Below are 20,995 nucleotides of genomic sequence, written 5' to 3' on the forward strand. Positions count from 1 at the left end.
ATCATGGCGGGCTTTTATGTTCATACAGGCTTAACCATGCGGCAGGACTAAGCCTGACATGCCATGGTGGCACTTACTTTGTTACTCTGATCCAATCGACGTCGAGGAAGCCGGACGGGGCTTTGCCTGCAGGTTCCTCTGCCACGAAGCCGAATTTAGCTCCGATCCATTTGCCTTCACGCATCTGGAACTCGTCTCCTGCCGTCTCAAACTTCTTGCCGTTCTTGCTGTATGCAAATGTCAGCTTGGCTCCATCCTTCACCGTCAGGCGCAAATAGATTTCCTCGTATATAGCCGGTTCGTAGTCGATTTTGTCTTTGTCGGTAGCGTCGAGCTCGGCAATGACTTTCACTTCCTCGGGTTTGCCCTTGTCAGCCTTATGGCATGTCACTTGCAGAAGCTGGAACTTGTCGCCCACTCTCTTCACAACGAGGGCGCTGTAGTCAAGTCCCATCATGATGATGCCGGCATACTGGCCCTCTTTCTTGGCCGCAAACTTTATCTTCGCCGTAGCCGTGAAAGAGTCGGCCGGCGTCTTTTGCAACAAAAGGTTGGGCGCTTCCCACAGGTTCACGAAGTTTTCGCTGAGCTTGTTGGTGTATAACCGGTAGAAACCGTAAGGGGTTGGCTGGCCGAACTTGGGGTTGTAATTGGCGTGCCACTGCCATTGCTTGCCAAGCACGGGCTCGTTGAATTCGTCGCTCTCCACCGGGTTCTGTATCGGGTAAGTCTTGCCAACGTTTGGCTTTTTGTATCTTGTGACCGGGTCGCCGCACAAATCGCCATCCTTGTCGACGCCCATCACCGGCCAACCCTTAACCCAATTGACCGGTTGGAGGTGCACCACGCGCCCATAGGGGCCCTTGTCTTGAAAATGAAGAAACCAGTCTTCGCCTTGCGACGTGCGTACAAGGCCACCCTGATGAGGGCCGTTCACCTCTGACTTGCCTTGCGCGAGCACCATCTTGCTCTCGTATGGGCCGAAGGGGCTCTTTGAACGCATGGCCAGCTGCCATCCCGTAGGCACACCGCCGGCGGGAGCCAATATCCAATACCAGCCGTCAATCTTGTAGAACTTCGGCCCTTCTACGGTACGGTTGGTGTTGTTTCCATCGAAGACAATCACCGGGTTGCCGATGGCCTTGGTGCCGTCGGCCGACAGTTCGCACACCGAGAGCACGCTCTTGAAGCCTGCCCTGCTGCCGGCCCAGCCAAACACGAGGTAACAACGGCCGTCGTCGTCCCACAATGGCGTGGTGTCGATGATGCCCTTGCTCTTCATCACCAGCACAGGCTCCTCCCATTCGCCGGCCGGGTCTTTGGTCTTGACCATAAATACGCCATGGTCGGGGTCGCCCCAGTATATATAGTATTCACCGTTGTGATACCTGATGCTCGGAGCCCACACCCCAATGCCGTGGGCAGCCTTGTCAAACACCTCCTCGGGCACCATCTTCTTGATGGCGTGGCCTACTATTTTCCAGTTGACGAGGTCGTTGGAATGCAGGATGGGCAGGCCGGGTACGCAGTTGAACGAACTTGCGGTAAGGTAGAAATCTGTGCCAGACGGCCCCACACAAACGTCTGGATCGCTGTAGTCGGCATTGATGACAGGGTTGGTGTAAGTGCCGTCGCCATTGTCGGGACACCACACTTGCGAACGATACTGAGCCATGGATGCCATTGGCAGTGCTGCCATGAGCAACAACAAAGGTAATTTCATAAAGCTTGTATTTTTAGTTTGCAATTATTTCCAGCTGCTATTCTCATCGTCATTACGGCATTTTCGTCGGCAGGGGTGAGAGATAGCGCCACATGGCCCATGGTGCGCCTCAGGTTTATCTCGACGCAGGGATGCAAAAGGAAGCCCTTGCCGGCATTGCCCTCCACCACCATCATGTCGATGCCGAAGGGCCCGGTGTAGGTCCACCCGATGCCCACTGCAAGGCTCTGCTGTATCCGAGCCTTGACGCTATCGAGCAAGCCACCGGGCAGGCAGGCCGTTATGGCAGCACTCTTTACGCTCTCTGCAGCAAGCATGTTGCCTGTATATGCACTGCCTTCTGCCTCAAACAGCGACAGTCCGAGATAGGTTATTCCTCCCCGTCCGTCGCTGAAGAACTCCATGCCGAAGTCTTTTACCTTTTTATAATACGGCTCAACCATCAAACACCCCTGCTGATTTAACATGTTTTTTATCCATCCCATCAGGCTGCCCCCTTCCTCGCTGGCGTGCATTATGCGCACTCCCCTGCCGCTGCTGCTCCATGGCGCCTTGACCACCACGTGGCCAAGGGCCTCTGCCATGGCTGATATCTGGGCGGCCGAAGTGCACTCGCGGGCCATGCCGACGGTGCCTTCCTGCTGCAATGCGGGCAGGAGCATGGCTGCCGTGCGCCTGTGTGACAATGAGCGCACGGCATCGATGTAGCCTTCCGTAGGGCATGACGAGGGCCTAACCCCGTGGCGTAGCAACCTGTGACAGACGGCCCTGTCCCACCCCCATGGGCTTACGGACTGTGGTGACATGCCGCACAGGTCGGCAGTGGTGACGAAGTGCACTCGCGGGGCGGGCCTCGACAAGACTGTAAGCACCTCTTTCAAATTGCTGCGGGCCAACTCAACGTCGTCTACAAGCACCGCGTCGCCGTCGGCAGCCCACAAGGCCGGAATGAAGCCAAGGCCCATGCGCAGGCGCCTTGCAGCCAGCGGCGGTGTAAAGTTTGCCAGGTTGGCACCCATAGCCAGGTCGTGCTCAGGGTTGAAAACATGTAGGGTCATTGTTGCCTATATATAATTATGTAAGTAGCTGTTCAAAATTAACCGATACAATATACCTTGCAGGTGTCCTCTATATCTTTGCCACCATCTTGTGTGCCCTTTCGGGCCGCATGCCAAAGTCTCATCGGTCGCGTAGCCCGCTACGCTCTCTCTTCGGACTGTGGCATGCATCTCAGAAATAGCGTACAATTTGATGGCAATTAATTTTGAACACCTACTTATTGTCATTTCTGCGCAAAATTACCTAAAAATAACCAATATCAGCCATCCGGCAGTGAAAATTAATGAAACAGGAAAGGGTAAAAATATTTCACGCCAGAGGCTATGCCGTTAACTGCCTGTGGCACAGCGGCATCAGCACGGTGGCCGTTCTGCATCATGAAACGGCCCGTATGAGGCTGTGAAACAGCCCTTTCCGACCTGCAAAACGGCCCGTGCCACAGTGTGAAACAAGGCATGCAACCTTATTGTTGACATTTTGTCAAACATGGAAATAACCTTGGGCCCTGCAGCACCGCCATTAGCCCTTATCATCAAGCGGCGTGTCCATAAAGGCCCAAAGTGGCCCGCAATACCAAAGATTCTGCATCGTAATGCGCCAAATATGAATAATATTTTGTACTTTCGCGGCCGAATAAAGAAACAACAACCAAATTATGAATTGGCTTGAAAGTCTTTTCGCTACGCCGTCGGCACTGCAGACAATAATAATTCTGTCACTAATATGCTCTGTCGGACTGGCTTTCGGCAAGTTACGTGTGGCAGGCATCTCATTAGGAGTTGCATTTGTATTCTTCATAGGCATCGTTGCCGGTCATTACGGAATCACTGTCGACCACAGCATGCTTAGCTATGCCGAAACATTCGGCCTGGTATTGTTTGTATATGCGCTCGGGCTGCACGTCGGCCCCGGCTTTTTCAATTCGCTTTTCCACGAAGGTTTCAGCCTAAACCTGTGGGGGCTTGCCGTCGTTGCTGCCGGAACGATGATGGCCCTTGCCTTCTGCTGGTTTCTGCCGGTGCAGTTGTCAGACATGATGGGCGTGCTGTGCGGCGCAACAACCAACACCCCCGCCCTTGGTGCCGCACAACAGACGCTGCGGCTGTTCGGGCTCAATGCCGACGGGGCAGCACTGGGTTGCGCCGTGACCTACCCCCTCGGCGTTGTCGGGGTGATATTGGCAATGCTCATCATGCGCAAGTTTTTCGTCAGGGCATCCGACCTGGAAGAGCACCACTCTACCGAGCACAACACATACATCGCCAGGTTTGTGGTGGTCAACCCGGCCATCGACGGGCGCACGCTGGCGCGCATCAACGAGATGAGCCACCGCCACTTCATCGTTTCGCGCATCTGGCGCGGCAATGACGTCATCGTGCCGCGGTCTACAACAGAGCTGAAGCTGAACGACAGCGTGATGGTGGTGACAACCGAGCAAGAGGCGCCCGCCCTGGAAATACTTTTTGGCAAAAAGGCAGAAGAAGACTGGAACAACAAAGAAATAGACTGGAACGCCATCGACTCTAAGGTGGAATCGCGCGTGATAGTGATAACCCGGCCCAAACTCAACGGCAAGATGCTGGGCCACCTGCAGCTTCGCAGTGCCTATGGAGTCAACGTGAGCCGCGTGATTCGCGGTGACATGAGCATACTGGCCACAAACAACCTGAGGCTGCAATACGGCGACCGACTGACCATTGTTGGCGAGGCCAAGGCCCTCGACAACGTTGAGCCGTTCTTGGGCAACGCTGCCCGCAGCCTCGACGAGCCCAACCTGGGCGCCATATATCTCGGCCTTGTGCTCGGTCTTTTGCTCGGCGCCGTCCCCCTGAGCATACCCGGCATAAGCATACCTGTGAGCATGGGCATTGCTGGTGGGCCCATTGTGGTGGGCATACTTGTCGGAGCATTCGGCCCGCGCTTCCACCTCGTGACATACACCACGCAAAGCGCCAACCTGATGTTGCGCAAGCTGGGCCTGTCTATGTACCTTGCGTGCCTTGGACTTGAGTCTGGCGGCCAATTCTTCGACACCATCATGCGCCCGGAAGGACTGCTATGGGTGGGCCTGGGCTTTGTGCTGACGGTGGTGCCGGTGCTCGTGGTAGGCCTCATAGCCCTTCACAGCAAGAAATACGACTACGGCACGATATGCGGCATTTTGTGTGGCAGCATGGCCAATCCGATGGCCCTCACCTACGCCAACGACACTATAAAAGGCGACGCGGCATCGATAAGCTATGCCACGGTATATCCGCTGTGCATGTTCATGAGGGTTATAGTGGCCCAGATAGTGCTGTTGCTATTCCTATAGCACAGCCATGCCTCCGGCTTTCCGCGGTGACAGGCAAGCCGGAGGCATGGCAAGGCAACGGCCCGCACGGCTATTGCCCGTCGGGATTCAGCTTAAACTTTTTCTTGCTGTGCCTGGCCTTGCGCGGCGTAAGGCCAGAGGCGCTGCCGTGGGGGCTCCTCACCCCACCATACTGTTGCCACCGCTGGCGTATCTTCGACACATAGCCAACCGTCTCGAAGCCACGCATATACCCGTGCTTTACCACCGGGTCGCGGTAGTAGCGGGGCTCGCTGAGCAACAGCACATAACGCGACACCTCGCTCCACGACTTCGGGTCGGAGCCGTTTTTGGCCGCAAGGCTCATCGCATCCCTAATATGGTGATAGCCGCCGTTATAGCTTGCCAGCACAAAGTTGGTGCGCTCGTTGCGGTTGGCAATGTCTCTGAACTTGCTTTCCAGCTCACCCAAGTATCTTGTAGCCGCTTCGATGTTGGCCTCGGGGGTGAATATGTCTGAAAGGGCCAACCCCAGATGCGCCGCCGTCGACGGCATTATCTGCATCAGTCCGCATGCCCCAGCCCACGACTTTGCGTTCGGGTCGAACGTAGACTCCTGGTAGCATTGGGCCGCAAGCAGCCTCCAATCCCACCTTATGCGCTGGCTGTGCTTCACAAACAATGCGTCATAGCGCGAAATTATGCCTTTCTGGCGGTCTTGCATCGGTGCATATACACGGCGGCTGACACTTTTGGAGCTAAGCAAAAAGTCTTCTTCGCGCTCAACATCGGCCAGCATCGAGGGCTTGAACCATTCGTCAATGGCTTTGACCAGCATGTCGCTGCTTGCCTTTGCCACCCACCTTGCACCGTCGGAATTGTTGCGCGGCCCGCACATCACAACGGCACCACTGCTGTCGGCGAGCGCAGCCGTGTCGGAAGGCGACACCCAGTATGCCGCGACATCGGCGTCGCCGTCAATCAGCTTGCGCATTAGCTCCATGGTGTCACGGCACACCTCAACACGCAAACTGACCCCTATCTTGTCGGCAAACCGCTGGCAAAGCAGGAAGTGAAGGCCGAGATGCTTGCCGTGGTAATCGTAATACGACTCGGGGCCGCTAAGCGTTGCCATTATCATCTCGCCATTGCCGACAATCTCATCAAGGTCGAATGTGGCATTGGATGCCACCGTGTCGTTGACCACACCCCACGGTGCAACAACCTGCTCGTCGCCCTTGTTGCCATTGGAACAGGCCGACAAAGCCATAACAACGGCAGGGCTGACGCACAAGGCAAACAGGCCAACACCGTGGCATATTATATGTTTATATGCAGCTAATATTCTATTTACTCTCAAAACCTTAACAATTTGACTGCAAAATTACACAAAATCTTGCACAATCATGTATTTTTGAGTAAATTTGCCACGTTTTAATATAACTCGGAATTATTATGTTACGTATTGCAGTTCAATCCAAAGGAAGGTTGTTTGAAGACTCCATTAACCTCTTGTCTGAGGCAGACATAAAAGTAAGCGCGGGCAAACGCACTTTGCTTGCCCAAGCGGTAAACTTCCCACTCGAAGTGCTTTACCTGCGCGACGACGACATTCCGCAAAGCGTAGCCAGCGGAGTGGCCGACTTGGGCATTGTGGGCGAGAATGAATTTCAAGAGCGCTCGGAAGCAGCCGATGTGATATGCCGGCTTGGGTTCAGCAAGTGCCGCCTGTCGTTGGCCATACCTAAGGACATTGAATATCCGGGGAAAGAATGGTTCAATGGCAAAAAGATTGCAACGTCGTATCCGGGCATACTGTCAAAATACTTGAAAGAGCAAGGCATCGACGCCGAGATACACGTCATCACCGGAAGCGTCGAGATATCTACAAGCATTGGCATTGCCGACGGAATATTCGACATCGTCAGCAGCGGCTCGACGCTTGTGAGCAACAACCTGCGCGAGGTTGAGGTAGTGATGCACAGTGAGGCAGTGCTGATAGCCAACCGAAACCTGACCGACGATAAGAAGGCGTTGCTCAATCAGATGGTTTTCAGGTTCGAAGCCGTGAGGAGCGCCGAAGACAAAAAGTATATCCGAATGAATGCCCCGAAGGATAAACTCAACGAGATAATAAGCGTTCTGCCGGGGCTGAAGAGCCCCACGGTGATACCACTCGCAGACGATGAATGGTGCTCTGTGCACACGGTGCTCAACCAGAAATGCTTTTGGGAGATAATAGGAAAGCTGAAGGAACTTGGGGCGCAGGGCATATTAGTGACTCCGATAGAAAAAATGATATTGTAATAAGCGCATGAAAATAGTCAGGTACCCGGAAAAGAGCCTGTGGAAAAGCATATTGGAGCGCCCGCACATCGACGCTGCCAGGTTGGGCTCGACGGTCTCAAGCATACTTGAAGACGTGAAACGCGATGGCGACGAAGCCGTAAAGAAATACGAAGAGCAATTCGATCACGTCTGCTTGCAGTCGCTGTCTGTTTCAAAAGAAGAAATGGACGAGGCAGAACAGCTCGTGTCAGACAAGCTGAAAGACGCCATACTCCTTGCTTACCACAACATCAAGGTGTTTCACAAATCGCAACTCACTTCGCCCTCGAAGATTGAAACGCAACCGGGAGTCACGTGCTGGCAGAAGCCGGTGGCAATACAACGCGTAGGCCTTTACATCCCGGGAGGCTCCGCCCCGTTGTTCAGCACGGTGCTGATGCTGTCCACCCCGGCCAAGATTGCGGGCTGCGAGCGGATTGTGCTGTGCACCCCGCCGGGCAAAGACGGCAAGGTTCACCCTGCCGTACTGTTTGCGGCAAAGGTTGCCGGAGTCAGTGACATATTCAAGGCAGGAGGCGTCCAGGCCATTGGCGCAATGGCTTATGGCACGGAAAGCATACCTTATGTGTACAAGATATTCGGCCCGGGCAACCAGTATGTCATGGAAGCCAAGCAGCAGGTTAGCCTGCATGGCGTGGCAATAGACATGCCGGCTGGCCCCTCGGAGGTTTGCGTGATTGCCGACGAAAACGCTGATTGCACGTTTATTGCAGCCGACTTGCTTTCGCAGGCGGAGCACGGCCCTGACTCGCAGGTTGTCCTTATAACGACAAGCGAAAAGACATTGACCGGCGTACAGCAGGAAGTAACCGCCCAACTTGAATCGCTCCCGCGCAAGTCGATAGCCTCACAAGCACTCGATAACAGCAAGCTGGTATTGGTGCATGACGATGACGAGGCCATGGATATGGCCAACTTGTATGCGCCCGAACACTTGATTATTCAAACGGACAACTATGCCGAACTGGCCGAAAGAGTGGTAAACGCCGGCAGTGTGTTCCTTGGCAGGTATGCATGCGAGAGTGCCGGCGACTATGCGAGCGGCACAAACCACACGCTTCCCACCAACGGATATGCCACATCGTACAGCGGGGTGAACCTGGACAGCTATTTCCGCAAGATAACTTTCCAGCACATCAGCAGCCGGGGCATAGCAAACATTGGGCCGGCCGTAGCGGAAATGGCTGCCGCAGAGTCGCTTGATGGACACAAAAATGCCATGACGCTGAGAATGAAAAGCCTCTCTGGCAACTGATCGCGGCAGATGCCTTATGTGGCCATTATATGAATGTGCATACCAAATATAAGCAATGATGGATTTAAAAGAATTGACAAGACCCAACATATGGAACCTTTCTCCGTACAGCAGTGCCCGCAATGAATACAGCGGGCACACGGCGAATGTGTTTCTCGACGCAAACGAGAACCCTTACAACAGTCCTCTGAACAGATATCCCGACCCTTTGCAAAGCGAACTCAAAACGCTTGTGGCAAGAGTCAAGGGGGTTCCGGCAGAGTGCATCTTCCTCGGCAACGGCAGCGACGAGGCCATTGACCTGGCTTACCGATGCTTTACGCAGCCTGGGGTGAACAACGTTGTTGCCATAGAGCCGACCTATGGCATGTACAAAGTATGCGCAGACATCAACGATATAGAGTACAGGCCGGTGTTGCTTGACAATGGGTTCCAGATGAATGCAGACAGTTTGCTGTCGGCATGCGATGCTGACACAAGGCTGATTTGGCTTTGCAGCCCCAACAACCCGACAGGCAACAACCTGAAACGCAATGAGATTGAAGAAGTGCTGAGACGTTTCCATGGACTTGTGATAGTCGACGAGGCGTACAGCGACTTCTCTACCGAAAGGCCTTTCAGGCTCGACTTGGACAAATTTCCAAATCTCATCGTGCTCAACACCATGAGCAAGGCATGGGGATGCGCCGCCATCCGACTTGGCATGGCTTTTGCCTCAAAGGAGATTATCAGCCTGTTCAACAAGGTGAAATATCCATATAACATAAGCTCGCTGACGCAGGAACAGGCTATCGAGGCATTCAAAGACCCGTATAAGGTGGACAAGTGGATTAAGATAATACTGCTTGAACGCACACGAATGATTGATGCCTTTGGCATGTTGCCATCTTGCAAGAAAGTGTATCCTACCAATGCCAACTTCTTCCTTGCCGAGATGGACGATGCACAGGCAACATACGATTATCTTGTAAGGAAAGGAATAATTGTAAGAAACCGCAACAAGGTTGCCCTGTGTGCCAATTGCCTGAGGATAACGATAGGCACCAAAACTGAAAACAACGAACTGTTGGCAGCCTTGAGGCAGCGAATTGGTTAGCCTTGAGGCGTGACGGCCGTATATAGTTTTATGTGCAAAGGGGATATGTTTGGCTTTTGTTGAGCCCTGCATATCCCTTTGTCACATGTTGATATGCTTATTTCCTTATTACGTTCTTGGCAAAGCTGCAATGGCAATAGCCTTGCTCCATCCGCCAATTTGCTTCCTTCGCCGGTGCCCCAATGGCTTTTTACTGTTCATGGAGGGCAAAATCAGTGCAAACCTGTTGGCGTCTTGTTGCATGAAAATGCCATGACAGTATACTTCATTTGCGCATCTTGCTTGTGGCTACATAATTCAATATCCGGCCAAAACACCTTTGGCCGGATATTGAATTAATCATTTTGCCATGAAAATCACATGCGTTTCCACTGTCAATGCCCATATTCGAAATACCACCAGTATGTACTTGAGTATTGTGGACGAACGGCGTTGTTACGCTCTTCGTCAGACGCGAATGTCTTTTCAAGTTCTTGCAAATCTTCATAATCGGTGTCCATGACATCATTGTGATACACAAGCACAGGATTGGCGCGCAAATGTGTGTATAATGTCAGGGCTTCGCGGTAATGCTGCGGCAGGCTGTCGTTGATTTCATAATACCTCGGCAAGGCATTGGCAAATCCGTCCAGGTCGCGGTCTATGAGATATCCGCACAGCACATAGTCACGTACCGCCTCGGACGCGTGGCCTGAATGCTGCAATGCAGACAGGTATAGCTTGGCGTCCATTGGCTTGGCTGGCTTGGCACCAAGAAACCTATAGATGCTGTCGTTGGGGTAAAGAAGGCACCTGGTAGCACCGTCCATTGGTATCATGTCGCTTGAAGTTCCCTTCACTGGATATTTGAACAGTTCGTCGGCCAGCCGACCCTCGCGAGCCAGAGCATACACCCGAAGTTGTGTCAGGGCAGCATCGGCTTCGTTAGACTTCGTTCCAACGGCAAGCACCCCGGCAAAATCACGCTTGACAAGCATGCCCTCGGCTTTCATGCGATAATGCATGACTGAGTCGTTGTTGCCGGCAAAGCCCACAAAAAGGAAGATTGCCGACATCAGCATGACGTTTCTCCACAGCACGTCTGTCACTTGTACAAAGCTGTCCTCCCCCTTCGGGGGTCCTGAGGGAACGCGGCGCAGCACGACACACAAGCCTGCCCACAGCAGCAAGAACACCACGGCCAGCCACCAAGCGAAGCCCAAGGCAATCTTGCCAGCCTCGTCCGGGCTCATGCTTGACAATAAAGCGAGAACCAATGCAGAGGGGAAGTAAGTCAGTGCGTACGACTTTGCACCGAGGCGCGCCAATGATGACACGCCAACTTGCAGCAGCATTAACACCAAAGTGATGATGATGGCACCGATAAGTCCGTTGTATGTCGTGACGCCACCACTCAGTATATGCTGTGCCACGGCAAGCATGTCTGCCTGATAAAACAGCAGATAGACAAATGAAAAGCCACAGAATAGAACAGCGCACAAAGCTTTCATCAAGTTGACGCGCCCGTCTGCACTTCTATGATTGGTATAACTCATTTATAATTTAATGCACTTGTTTCGTTTAAACGTACACATGACCTATGTGCCTGAGGCTTGACAATGCTGAGCCTTGCATAATTTATGGGGCGCCCCCTGTTCTTCAGATTGAACGGGGCGCACCCCATGAAAGGATTTAGATGGCAATTCCTGCCATTGACCATGTGACAAAAGTATATTCAGTTATAACTCATCGCCACTCAGTTCTTGCGCAGCACCACTGCAGAGCGGGCCGGTATATACAGCTTCAGCCACTCTTTGTGGTCCTGGACATACAAGGGGTCGAAATTCGTAACGTGGGTCATGGTGTCATCAGCCAGCCCGTTGCCTCCGTAGAGTTTTGAGTCTGTGTTCAGAACCACGTCATAAGCGCCTGTCGGCACAAGGAACCCATAATCCGTAAACGACCGTGTGGGACTGAAGTTGAATACAAACACAAGGTCGCCGCGGCTGAATGCGAGCACTTGGTCGCCGTCGTTGTGCCACACTTCCTGCAAGGGCAGCGACTGGAAGTTCTTTACGCTCTTTATAACCTTGAGCATATCCTTGTCGAAATCGCCCAGGTAGTGATAGTCCAACTCCTTGTTGTCAACAAGATTCCATTGCCGGCGGGCATACTTATAGCTCCAACCGTTGCCTTCGCGCGGGAAGTCTATCCATTCGGGATGCCCAAACTCGTTGCCCATAAAATTGAGGTAGCCTCCATTGATGGCCGCTGCCGTCACCAAGCGTATCATCTTGTGCAATGCAATACCCCGGTGGACGGTCTCGTTTTCGTCGCCTATCTTGAAATGCCAATACATGTCTGCGTCTATCAACCGGAATATTATGGTCTTGTCTCCTACCAAAGCCTGGTCGTGGCTTTCGCAATAGCTGATGGTCTTTTCGTCCGGACGACGGTTCTTTACCTCCCAGAATATGGAGCTGGGCTTCCAGTCTTCGTCTTTCTTCTCCTTGATTATCTTTATCCAGAAGTCTGGTATGTTCATCGCCATCCTATAGTCAAAGCCATAGCCTCCGTCTTCGAACTTGGCCGCAAGGCCCGGCATTCCGCTCACTTCTTCTGCTATTGTGATGGCGTTGGGGTTGACCTCATGTATCAGCTTGTTTGCCAAAGTCAGGTAGCAGATGGCGTTGTCGTCTTCATGGCCATTGAAGTAGTCGCCATAATTGCAGAAAGCCTCGCCAAGGCCGTGGCTATAATACAGCATCGAAGTGACCCCGTCGAACCTGAAACCATCGAAATGGAACTCTTCAAGCCAATATCTGCAGTTTGAGAGAAGGAAGTGCAGCACCTCGTCCTTGCCGTAGTCAAAGCACAAGCTGTCCCATGCCGGATGTTCGTGACGATCGCCCGGATAGAAGAACTGGTTGGGGTCGCCGGCCAGGTTGCCCAGCCCTTCAACCTCGTTTTTCACGGCATGCGAATGAACGATGTCCATGATGACGGCAATGCCGTTGCGATGTGCGGTGTCAATTAGTTCCTTAAGTTCATCGGGGGTGCCAAACCTGCTTGAAGGAGCGAAGAAAGAGCTGACATGATATCCGAATGAACCATAGTAAGGATGCTCCTGTATGGCCATTATCTGGATGCAGTTATAACCGTCGGCGATGACGCGCGGGAGCACATTGTCTTGGAACTCACGGTATGAACCAACCTTCTCGGCGTCCTGCGACATGCCTACGTGGCACTCATAAATAAGCAAAGGAGACTTGTCGGCCTTGAATTTCTTCTTCTTAAACACATATGGTTTCTCCGGGTTCCACACCTGGGCTGAGAATATTTTAGTATTGTCGTCCTGCACAACGCGCTGGCACCATGCAGGTATGCGCTCACCCTCGCCCCCGGGCCACTTCACCTTCATCTTGTAAAGGTCGCCGTGCTTAAGGGCTTTTTCGCTAAGTCGCAATTCCCAGTTGCCGGTTCCCTCTATGCGCTTAAGCTTATAACGAGGTGTTTCTTTCCAATCGTTGAAATCGCCTATGAGGTATATCTCAGTGGCGTTCGGTGCCCACTCACGGAACACCCAGCCCTTGGCCAACTTGTGAAGGCCGAAATAGAGGTGCCCGCTGGCAAAGTCCGCCAACGCCTTCTTGCCGTTGGCAGTGATCTGCCCCAGTTTCCACAAAGCATGGTCATGCCTGCCCCGTATTGCGTCCTCATACGGTTCAAGCCACGGGTCGTTCTTAACCAATCCGATATGCTTGTCTGCCGCTTTGGCTGGCTGCTTACCTTCTGCCTTTCTTTTGCGGCCTGTTGCTTTCTTATCAACCATATTGCGTCAAGCTAAAATTTTAAAAATGGCCTTCTTTATCTCTGCTTCAGCTGAAATACATGGGGCATGTCCGTCTTGGGGGAAGAATATTGCAAACATTCCCGGCTGGCAAGTCACATAGCTGTCGGCAGCCAAACCGGGCATCTTGGTGATGTCCTTATCTGCGTTGTACTCTGCGTCGGGCAGGTTGCACAACGGAGTATATCCGTAGGTCTCGGCGCAAGACAGCGGAATCTGTATGTCAATCATCTTCTTGTGTGTCTCAAGCACGGCTTCGTCGGGGGTCTTGCCCTTGGCTGTCGTTATGTTGACAAAAAGGTCGTCGCCTTTTATTTGATACTTACCTGCTTCGAGTTTGTTTAAGTCATGCGTCTTTACGAACTCAACAACATCTTCAAACAAAGGATTCAAACCCTTGTAAAATTCCAGATTATCAAGTGTATCTACTACCATAACTGTTAAATATTAAATTAGACTTAAATTCATATATCAATCCATCATCAGGTTCAATCCAACTTCTTATGGCCGCGTATGTATACTCCTTTGGCCGTGACGTTGCCGTTGCGGTCTTTCTCTACAAAACGCCCGTCGCGCACATCATCAAGATATGAGCCCTCAAAGCGGTTGCCGTCTTTGTCTTCTTCTATGGCCGGGCCGTTGCGCTTTCCGTCTTTGAATGTGCCCTTGAACTTCCATCCGTCGGCATACCTAACTATGCCTTGGCCGTTTATCTTTCCGTCTTTGAACTGTCCTTCAAACACATCGCCAGCCTTTGTGGTCAGCTTCCCTGCCCCGTTGGGCTTGTCGGCTTTCCATTCGCCGACATACACATTGCCGTTTTTCCAGACAAGAGTGCCTTGCCCCTGCTTGTCTCCCTCGAAAAACTGGCCGGTATATTTATCTCCGTTGGCATATTTGAATATACCTACGCCGGTGCGCTCGCCCTGAACGTAATCTCCTTCGTAAACGTCACCGTTCTTAAACTTGTATATTCCCTTCCCGTTTTGGATGTCGTTTTTCCACTGCCCGGTGTATTCGTCGCCATCGGCATACTTAAATGTGCCGCGGCCAGAGCGCTGGTTGTCAACCCATTGCCCGTCGTATGTAGAGCCGTCGCCCCAGTCGAAGAAGCCCTTGCCGTTCTTTTTGTCGTTCAACCATTCGCCTTTGTAATAAGCTCCGTTGGCAAATGTATACGTGCCCTTGCCGTTCCGGTGGTCTTGCTTCCACTCTCCGTCATACTTGTCGCCATTGTAGTAATACATTACGCCATGGCCTTGCTGGTAGTCGCGAAACCAAAGGCCTACATACTTGTTGTTGTTGGCAAAGTAGTATGTGCCTCGCCCGTGCTGCTGGTCCTGAAACCACTGGCCTTCATACTTCTCGCCATCGAAGAATGTATATACGCCATAGCCCTGGCGCTTGCCTTTCACATAGGAACCCTCATAGCGGTTGCCATTCTTGTAAGTGGCTTTGCCTTTGCCCTGGGGCTTGCCCCCCACCATCTCGCCACTATACTCCCCGCCGTCTTTCGTCGTGCAGGTGCCCAATGTTATTTTCTGGGCGCACACAAATGACGGTAGGATAAAGAACAATGATAATATAATATGTCTCAAAATGTTTCTTCTTAAAATTATTGCCAAAAGTAATAAAAAAACCGCACGTGCCCAAAAAGATTAGTTTTTTTAACTGATTATCAATCCATTATTTTATAACTTTGCATTCAGATAATCCAGAAAGAGAGGCTGAGGCCTCTTTCAAGCCAATCAAAACAGATAGTTATGGACATTATTGGTATAATTCCGGCAAGGTTCGCTTCTACCCGCTTCCCGGGCAAACCACTTGCGCCACTGGGCAGCAAGCCTGTCATACAGCATGTTTACGAGCGTGCGGCAAAGGTGCTCGACGCTGTATATGTGGCAACAGACGACGAGCGGATTAGCTCCGCGGTAAAGGCATTCGGCGGAAATGTGGTCATGACCTCGGCCAACCATCGCAGCGGAACCGACAGGATACGTGAGGCAATGGAAAAGATAGGCTCCGGTTGTGACGTCATCATAAACATACAGGGAGACGAACCCTTTGTCAGTCCGGTGCAAATCAAGGCCCTTTGCGACTGCTTCGACGATAAGGCCACCCAGATAGCCACCCTCGGCATTGCCTTCAAACATGACATGGTGGCAATATCAAATCCAAACTCACCTAAGATAGTGGTAGACAACAACGGCTATGCGATGTATTTCAGCCGGAGCGTGATACCGTTTGTCAGGGGTGCAGAGGCCAATGAATGGGCCGGCCACTACCCTTTCCTCAAACACATCGGGCTTTACGGCTACCGGCGCAAAGTGTTGGAGGAAATAACATGCCTGCCGCCAAGTTCGCTGGAGATGGCGGAGAACCTGGAGCAGCTGCGGTGGCTGCAAAACGGATACAGGATAAAGGTGGGCATTACCGACATCGAGACCATTGGCATAGACACACCCGGAGACCTGGAAAAAGCCGAAGCATACCTTGCATCACAAACTGCATGCAACCGTGAGTAGCGATGCCTAACGACTATTTCAGATTCAAGAGGTTTACTGTCTGGCAGGATAGATGTGCCATGAAAGTGGGAACAGACGCCACACTGCTGGGCGCGTGGGCAGGTTTGCCGCCAAACGGAGGTGAGAGGCTTGACGTGCTTGACATAGGCACAGGCACAGGCATAATTGCACTTATGCTTGCCCAACGCTGCGCCGACGCATGCGTGACCGGCATAGACATCGACCCGGACGCAGCTGCCCAGGCTGCAGCAAATATGGCTGCGTCGCCGTTTTCAAGCCGCATGAAGGTGGTTTGCCAACCGATGCAGCAATTCGGCGGCGGAACTTACGATGCAATAACATGCAACCCGCCTTATTTTCAAGGTTCGCTCGAGTGCCCCGACAGCAAGCGGACACTGAGCAGGCACAACACATCACTGACATACGACGAGTTGGCAAGCCACGTGTTCAGGCTGCTTGCAGGTGAGGGCGAGTTTTCAATGATTCTACCGGCCGACCACCTCCACCACATGGAGGCTGCAGCCGCCATTGCCGGACTGTTTGAGAAGCGCAGGTGCTATGTCAGGACAAAAGAGACAAAGCCGCCAAAGAGGGTTATGCTGGCTTATGCCAAGCGGCCACAGCCGGCAGCGCAATGCGAAGAGTTGACTCTCAACGACCCGAAGCACGCAACGCTGATGGCCGACTTCTATATTTAAACTATCCGGCAAACGGGCCGGAAACGCCATGCCCACAGAATATTGCAAATTGAATGTTTCATTACAAAATGGCGTTCAATCCCCCACCCGCTGTCACCTCGTCGAGCGATATGGCCGATTTTAGGATGCAGAACGGCATGTTTTGCAACGCGAAACGGCACATATTGCGGCATGAAACGCCCTATATTGATAATTATCTAAATGTCAATGGGTTATGCAACGATGATTTAACAAGTAAAATAACAATACGAAAAGGCGACAGGGATGATGGTTCTCTCTCAAACTCAGCCAGTTACGGGCGCTTCAAGGTGGGGCATAGGGCAACACGGATACAACCTAAAAAGTTAAGACATTATACGCAACAAGATGACTCCATCCAACATATCAAACACCAACGACACTATATGCGCCGTTGCCACTGCAACAGGCGGTGCCTTGGGCATAATACGCATTTCAGGCAAAGATGCCATTACGATAGCCGACAACATATTCACACCTTCGTCAAAACCACACGTATCTCTGGCCCAACGCCATGCGGGGACTGTTACCTATGGACATATATGCGGTTCTGACGGACAGGTGGTGGACGATGTGCTGGTAAGCATTTTCCGTGCCCCCCACTCTTACACTGGCGAAGACTCTGTCGAGATATCATGCCATGGCTCTTCTTACATATTGCAGAAAACCATGCAATTGCTCATCGACAACGGATGTCGGGCCGCTGGGCCGGGAGAATACACTCTGCGAGCGTTTCTGAACGGCAAGATGGACCTGAGCCAGGCTGAGGCTGTGGCCGACCTGATTGCTTCGTCATCTGAGGCCGCGCACAGGGTGGCCATGAACCAAATGAGAGGCGGATTCAGCCGGAAACTAAAGGAACTGCGCGACCACCTGCTACACCTCACATCGCTCGTTGAACTGGAAATTGACTTCAGCGACCACGAGGAGCTTGAATTTGCCGACAGGGATGAACTCAGGCAACTCGCCGAGACTATCGAGCACACCATTGCAAAGCTGGCCAACTCGTTCGGAACCGGAAACACGCTGAAAAACGGAATACCCGTTGCCATCATCGGTGAGACTAACGCCGGAAAATCGACGCTGCTAAACGCATTGCTCAACGACGACAAGGCTATCGTTAGCGATGTGCATGGCACTACGCGTGATGTGATTGAAGACACTGTCTGCATAGAGGGGCTGACTTTCAGATTTATCGATACTGCGGGCATACGCGACACCAATGACAAAATTGAGGCAATGGGCATTGAGCGCAGTTTCATGGCCATGGACAAGGCGCTGATTGTAATAATGATGTACGACCTGCAAAGGCCGGCAGGCGACTTCAGCCAATTCTACAGCCAGGTGGCAGGCCGGCTAAGCGGCAAACAGGTAATTTTGGCCGTGAACAAATGTGATATTACAGCAGAAATACCGCCGCTCTTGAACGAGATTGTGCACGATCAAGATAGTGCCCAATTCCATACGGTCACGATATCTGCAAAACACAACACGAACATCGACACGCTAAAATCTCTTCTTGTCAAACTGGCCGACGTTCCCGATATGTCTGCCAACGACACCATCGTCACCAACCTCCGACACTATGAAGCCCTCACCAAATCGCTCGAAGCAATCACCAGGGTGATAGAAGGCCTTAACACCAACCTTCCGGCCGACCTTCTGTCACAAGACCTGCGCGAATGTATCTACCACCTCAACGAAATCCTTGGCGAATTCTCGTCAGAAGAGGTACTAAAAAACATCTTTAGCCACTTTTGCATCGGCAAGTAAACATTTGATTATCAAATAGTTAAATTGATTATAATCGATTAATATGGCGCTCTTTACGGGCGCCTTTTTTGTTGCTCAAGTATCGTTGATAATCGTTGCTAAGCCTTTTTACGCCATTTTTTGTACCTCCTGTGTACCTCACCACGAAATCTGAGGATTTTCGTTGGTAAGGTCGTGGAGAACTTTTACGCCATTTTACGGGATTTTACGGAGTTATACAAAATATTGGAGAAATAAGGAGAAATAACATGAGTAGCAACATTGAAATCAGACGAATCTGTGCGTGGTGCAAGCAAGAATTCATTGCGCATAAAACAACTACAACCTGTTGTTCGCACAGATGTGCAAACCTTCTGTATAAACAGAAGAAACGTGAGGCTTCTATTAAGGCTAACAACCAAGTTGTCGAAAAAGTCATCAAGGAGAAGCCGATTGCAAAAATCAGAGACAAACCTATTCTTACTATTACAGAAGCTGCCACATACATTGGAGTAACCCGACCTACTCTTTATGGCTATCTGAAAAGAGGTGAGCTAAAAGCCACCCGACTTGGATATAAATTTCTATTGAAAAAAGAAGATATTGATAACTTATTCAATAAATCTATAGAATTTAAGATTCCAGTCAGAGACAAACCTTCCATTAATGATTTCTACACTACCGCTGAAGTCAAGGAAAAGTATGGAGTAAAGGATTCCTGGATATTTCATATCGCTAAGGAATATAATATTCCACGAACCTTTCACCGTGGTAAAACCTATTGGAGCAAAAAGCATATTGATGACTACTTTGCAAAGAAAGCTCCCGATCCTGAAATCAAGGAATGGTACAGCACGCAAGACATACAGGAGAAGTTCGGTATGACACTGACGGCCATCTATTCTTTTGTTTCAAAGAATGCCATTCCCAAGAAGAAGGTCGGCATCATGGTGTACTACTCCAAAAAGCATGTGGACATTGCCAAAGGTCTCATTGCCCCAGAAGAGCCCAAATACTACACCATTGCCGAAGCGATGGAGCGATTCAATCTGACACGAGATCAACTCTACCATTATGTGAAATACCATAATATTCCCCGTATCAAGGTCGGTAAATATACCAAGATCCTGCGGGCAGAGCTGGACAAGTTCTTTGAGCCTCCAAAGATAGAATGAGTCGAAAGTTATTTTCCGGTGATAAATACCACCATTAGAACACCTATTTTATTTGCAACAAAAACAAGTATTAATCAAAAAACAATATAGCTATGACACTTACATGCACCAACGTAACTTTGAGACAAAAGCCATTGCGTAACGACCGCATATCTCTTTATCTGGATTATTATCCGGCCATCCGCAATCCTTATACGATGAAGATGAGTCGCCGGGAATTCCTTGGTATCTACATCTATGCCAAACCCAAGAACGAGCAGCAAAGAATGTTCAATCAGGACATGCTGAACAAAGCAGAGGCAATCCGCTGTATCCGTGTCCAGTCGCTTATTAATGAAGAATTTGGGTTCCTGGACAAGAACAAACAAAAGGTAGATTTCCTTGCCTACTTCCGGACAAAGGCACGAGAAAAGTATGAGAAATGGGATTGCGTTTATAATCACTTTGAGAAATTTGTCGGCGGTAAATGTACCTTTGGCGATGTCACCGTGGAACTGTGCGAGAAGTTCAGGGATTACCTGCTCAAATGCAAACAAATCAATCATCCCAATGCTTATATCTCACGTAATTCGGCAGCCGGCTATTATTCTACTTTTCGAGCCCTGTTGAAAATAGCCTACAAAGAGAAGATGCTGCGTGAGAACTTGAACGACTTCCTGGAAAAGATAGAATGGAAAGAGGTCAAGAAAGAGTATCTGACACTTGATGAAGTCAAGAAACTGGCAGCTACACCCTGCAAAATTCCAGTCTTGAAACAGGCCTCCCTGTTTGCCTGCATGACCGGCCTCCGTATCAGTGATATTTTGAAGCTGGACTGGCATGATTTTGAAGTCGGTCCGGATCAAGGTTACTATATCCGTATCTGCACCGAAAAGACTGAAACCGAGGCCACCCTCCCAATCAGTCAGGAGGCACTGGAGTTGTGTGGCGAATGGGGCACCGGAAAAGTCTTCAAAGGCTTAACTCGCTCCATGACTCATCATCCCCTAAAACAATGGATTGCAGAAGCCGGAATCAGAAAGCACATAACCTTCCACTGCTTTCGTCATTCATACGCCGTCATCCAAATCTCTTTAGGTACAGACATTTACACAGTATCGAAGATGTTGACACATAAGAATGTCACCACTACTCAAATCTATGCAAGTGCGCCCAGATTGGTCGCTTGATAAATACTTCTGTAGCAAGAAGTTAGGATTGGGTTCAATATAATCCTATCGTCA

At 51.0% G+C, this 20,995-nt stretch carries 16 protein-coding genes; 9 read left to right on the top strand and 7 right to left on the bottom strand.

Annotated features, from left to right (window positions below):
- Positions 1 to 73: 73 nt before the first annotated feature.
- Together H6B30_RS10980 and H6B30_RS10985 are read right to left on the bottom strand one after the other, a co-directional pair.
- On the bottom strand, positions 74 to 1,723 hold the full coding sequence (locus H6B30_RS10980) for a glycoside hydrolase family 43 protein (protein ID WP_239483912.1): 1,650 nt from the start codon (positions 1,721 to 1,723) through the stop codon (positions 74 to 76).
- Positions 1,720 to 2,781: a hypothetical protein gene (locus H6B30_RS10985; RefSeq protein WP_205110551.1), complete on the bottom strand. Its 1,062-nt coding sequence runs from the start codon at positions 2,779 to 2,781 to the stop codon at positions 1,720 to 1,722. Before H6B30_RS10985 ends, H6B30_RS10980 begins: the two co-directional genes overlap by 4 nt.
- Positions 2,782 to 3,437: 656 nt before the next feature.
- Here H6B30_RS10985 and H6B30_RS10990 point away from each other — a divergent pair.
- The gene (locus H6B30_RS10990) at positions 3,438 to 5,096 is read left to right on the top strand and encodes a putative transporter (RefSeq protein WP_205110553.1); all 1,659 of its coding nucleotides are present in this window, start codon (positions 3,438 to 3,440) and stop codon (positions 5,094 to 5,096) included.
- Positions 5,097 to 5,166: 70 nt separating this feature from the next.
- Here H6B30_RS10990 and H6B30_RS10995 read toward each other — a convergent pair whose 3' ends face one another.
- Positions 5,167 to 6,345, bottom strand: coding sequence for an MltF family protein (locus tag H6B30_RS10995; protein ID WP_205110555.1), 1,179 nt, complete (start codon positions 6,343 to 6,345; stop codon positions 5,167 to 5,169).
- Between the two features lie 185 nt (positions 6,346 to 6,530).
- On the opposite strand from H6B30_RS10995, the gene hisG reads away from it, so the two are divergent.
- Genes hisG through hisC form a run of 3 tightly spaced genes read left to right on the top strand, consistent with a single transcriptional unit; the run spans position 6,531 to position 9,775 of the window.
- Positions 6,531 to 7,382, top strand: a complete 852-nt coding sequence (gene hisG, locus H6B30_RS11000; protein WP_205110557.1) for an ATP phosphoribosyltransferase — start codon at positions 6,531 to 6,533, stop codon at positions 7,380 to 7,382.
- 7 nt (positions 7,383 to 7,389) lie between these two features.
- Positions 7,390 to 8,679, top strand: a complete 1,290-nt coding sequence (gene hisD / locus H6B30_RS11005; protein WP_205110558.1) for a histidinol dehydrogenase — start codon at positions 7,390 to 7,392, stop codon at positions 8,677 to 8,679.
- A gap of 55 nt (positions 8,680 to 8,734) precedes the next feature.
- Complete coding sequence (hisC, locus tag H6B30_RS11010; RefSeq protein ID WP_205110560.1) at positions 8,735 to 9,775, top strand: histidinol-phosphate transaminase; 1,041 nt, start codon at positions 8,735 to 8,737, stop codon at positions 9,773 to 9,775.
- A gap of 374 nt (positions 9,776 to 10,149) precedes the next feature.
- Here the strand turns inward: hisC and H6B30_RS11015 are convergent, their stop codons facing one another.
- The 4 genes from H6B30_RS11015 to H6B30_RS11030 all read right to left on the bottom strand — a co-directional run bounded on the left by H6B30_RS11015 (position 10,150) and on the right by H6B30_RS11030 (position 15,202).
- A complete protein-coding gene (locus tag H6B30_RS11015) occupies positions 10,150 to 11,310 on the bottom strand; it encodes a DUF6057 family protein (RefSeq protein ID WP_205110562.1) in 1,161 nt (386 codons plus the stop codon).
- 200 nt (positions 11,311 to 11,510) lie between these two features.
- A complete protein-coding gene (locus H6B30_RS11020; RefSeq protein WP_205110564.1) occupies positions 11,511 to 13,586 on the bottom strand; it encodes an alpha amylase C-terminal domain-containing protein in 2,076 nt (691 codons plus the stop codon).
- A gap of 6 nt (positions 13,587 to 13,592) precedes the next feature.
- The gene (locus tag H6B30_RS11025) at positions 13,593 to 14,039 is read right to left on the bottom strand and encodes a NanQ anomerase/TabA/YiaL family protein (RefSeq protein ID WP_205110566.1); all 447 of its coding nucleotides are present in this window, start codon (positions 14,037 to 14,039) and stop codon (positions 13,593 to 13,595) included.
- A gap of 53 nt (positions 14,040 to 14,092) precedes the next feature.
- The gene (locus H6B30_RS11030; RefSeq protein WP_205110568.1) at positions 14,093 to 15,202 is read right to left on the bottom strand and encodes a phosphatidylinositol-4-phosphate 5-kinase; all 1,110 of its coding nucleotides are present in this window, start codon (positions 15,200 to 15,202) and stop codon (positions 14,093 to 14,095) included.
- 165 nt (positions 15,203 to 15,367) lie between these two features.
- Between H6B30_RS11030 and kdsB the strand changes: the two genes are divergently transcribed.
- The 5 genes from kdsB to H6B30_RS11055 all read left to right on the top strand — a co-directional run bounded on the left by kdsB (position 15,368) and on the right by H6B30_RS11055 (position 20,941).
- The gene (gene kdsB, locus H6B30_RS11035) at positions 15,368 to 16,129 is read left to right on the top strand and encodes a 3-deoxy-manno-octulosonate cytidylyltransferase (RefSeq protein WP_205110569.1); all 762 of its coding nucleotides are present in this window, start codon (positions 15,368 to 15,370) and stop codon (positions 16,127 to 16,129) included.
- Between the two features lie 2 nt (positions 16,130 to 16,131).
- Positions 16,132 to 16,827: a tRNA1(Val) (adenine(37)-N6)-methyltransferase gene (locus H6B30_RS11040; protein WP_205110571.1), complete on the top strand. Its 696-nt coding sequence runs from the start codon at positions 16,132 to 16,134 to the stop codon at positions 16,825 to 16,827.
- Positions 16,828 to 17,193: 366 nt separating this feature from the next.
- Positions 17,194 to 18,618 carry a tRNA uridine-5-carboxymethylaminomethyl(34) synthesis GTPase MnmE gene (gene mnmE / locus H6B30_RS11045; RefSeq protein WP_205110573.1) on the top strand — a complete coding sequence of 475 codons (1,425 nt, stop codon included), beginning with the start codon at positions 17,194 to 17,196 and terminating at the stop codon, positions 18,616 to 18,618.
- 248 nt (positions 18,619 to 18,866) lie between these two features.
- The gene (locus H6B30_RS11050) at positions 18,867 to 19,772 is read left to right on the top strand and encodes a helix-turn-helix domain-containing protein (protein WP_205110575.1); all 906 of its coding nucleotides are present in this window, start codon (positions 18,867 to 18,869) and stop codon (positions 19,770 to 19,772) included.
- 92 nt (positions 19,773 to 19,864) lie between these two features.
- On the top strand, positions 19,865 to 20,941 hold the full coding sequence (locus H6B30_RS11055) for a site-specific integrase (protein ID WP_205110577.1): 1,077 nt from the start codon (positions 19,865 to 19,867) through the stop codon (positions 20,939 to 20,941).
- The last annotated feature ends 54 nt before the right edge of the window (positions 20,942 to 20,995 follow it).

This window comes from Marseilla massiliensis (genome assembly GCF_016899955.1).
In the GTDB taxonomy this organism is placed as follows: domain Bacteria; phylum Bacteroidota; class Bacteroidia; order Bacteroidales; family Bacteroidaceae; genus Prevotella; species Prevotella intestinigallinarum.

Excerpts from the sequence above, each read along its gene's own strand:
- H6B30_RS10980 (WP_239483912.1), bottom strand. The coding sequence starts at position 1,723 with ATGAAATTACCTTTGTTGTTGCTCATGGCAGCACTGCCAATGGCATCC.
- H6B30_RS10985 (WP_205110551.1), bottom strand. The coding sequence starts at position 2,781 with ATGACCCTACATGTTTTCAACCCTGAGCACGACCTGGCTATGGGTGCC.
- H6B30_RS10990 (WP_205110553.1), top strand. The coding sequence starts at position 3,438 with ATGAATTGGCTTGAAAGTCTTTTCGCTACGCCGTCGGCACTGCAGACA.
- H6B30_RS10995 (WP_205110555.1), bottom strand. The coding sequence starts at position 6,345 with ATGGCTTTGTCGGCCTGTTCCAATGGCAACAAGGGCGACGAGCAGGTT.
- hisG (WP_205110557.1), top strand. The coding sequence starts at position 6,531 with ATGTTACGTATTGCAGTTCAATCCAAAGGAAGGTTGTTTGAAGACTCC.
- hisD (WP_205110558.1), top strand. The coding sequence starts at position 7,390 with ATGAAAATAGTCAGGTACCCGGAAAAGAGCCTGTGGAAAAGCATATTG.
- hisC (WP_205110560.1), top strand. The coding sequence starts at position 8,735 with ATGATGGATTTAAAAGAATTGACAAGACCCAACATATGGAACCTTTCT.
- H6B30_RS11015 (WP_205110562.1), bottom strand. The coding sequence starts at position 11,310 with ATGAGTTATACCAATCATAGAAGTGCAGACGGGCGCGTCAACTTGATG.
- H6B30_RS11020 (WP_205110564.1), bottom strand. The coding sequence starts at position 13,586 with ATGGTTGATAAGAAAGCAACAGGCCGCAAAAGAAAGGCAGAAGGTAAG.
- H6B30_RS11025 (WP_205110566.1), bottom strand. The coding sequence starts at position 14,039 with ATGGTAGTAGATACACTTGATAATCTGGAATTTTACAAGGGTTTGAAT.
- kdsB (WP_205110569.1), top strand. The coding sequence starts at position 15,368 with ATGGACATTATTGGTATAATTCCGGCAAGGTTCGCTTCTACCCGCTTC.
- H6B30_RS11040 (WP_205110571.1), top strand. The coding sequence starts at position 16,132 with ATGCCTAACGACTATTTCAGATTCAAGAGGTTTACTGTCTGGCAGGAT.
- mnmE (WP_205110573.1), top strand. The coding sequence starts at position 17,194 with ATGACTCCATCCAACATATCAAACACCAACGACACTATATGCGCCGTT.
- H6B30_RS11050 (WP_205110575.1), top strand. The coding sequence starts at position 18,867 with ATGAGTAGCAACATTGAAATCAGACGAATCTGTGCGTGGTGCAAGCAA.
- H6B30_RS11055 (WP_205110577.1), top strand. The coding sequence starts at position 19,865 with ATGACACTTACATGCACCAACGTAACTTTGAGACAAAAGCCATTGCGT.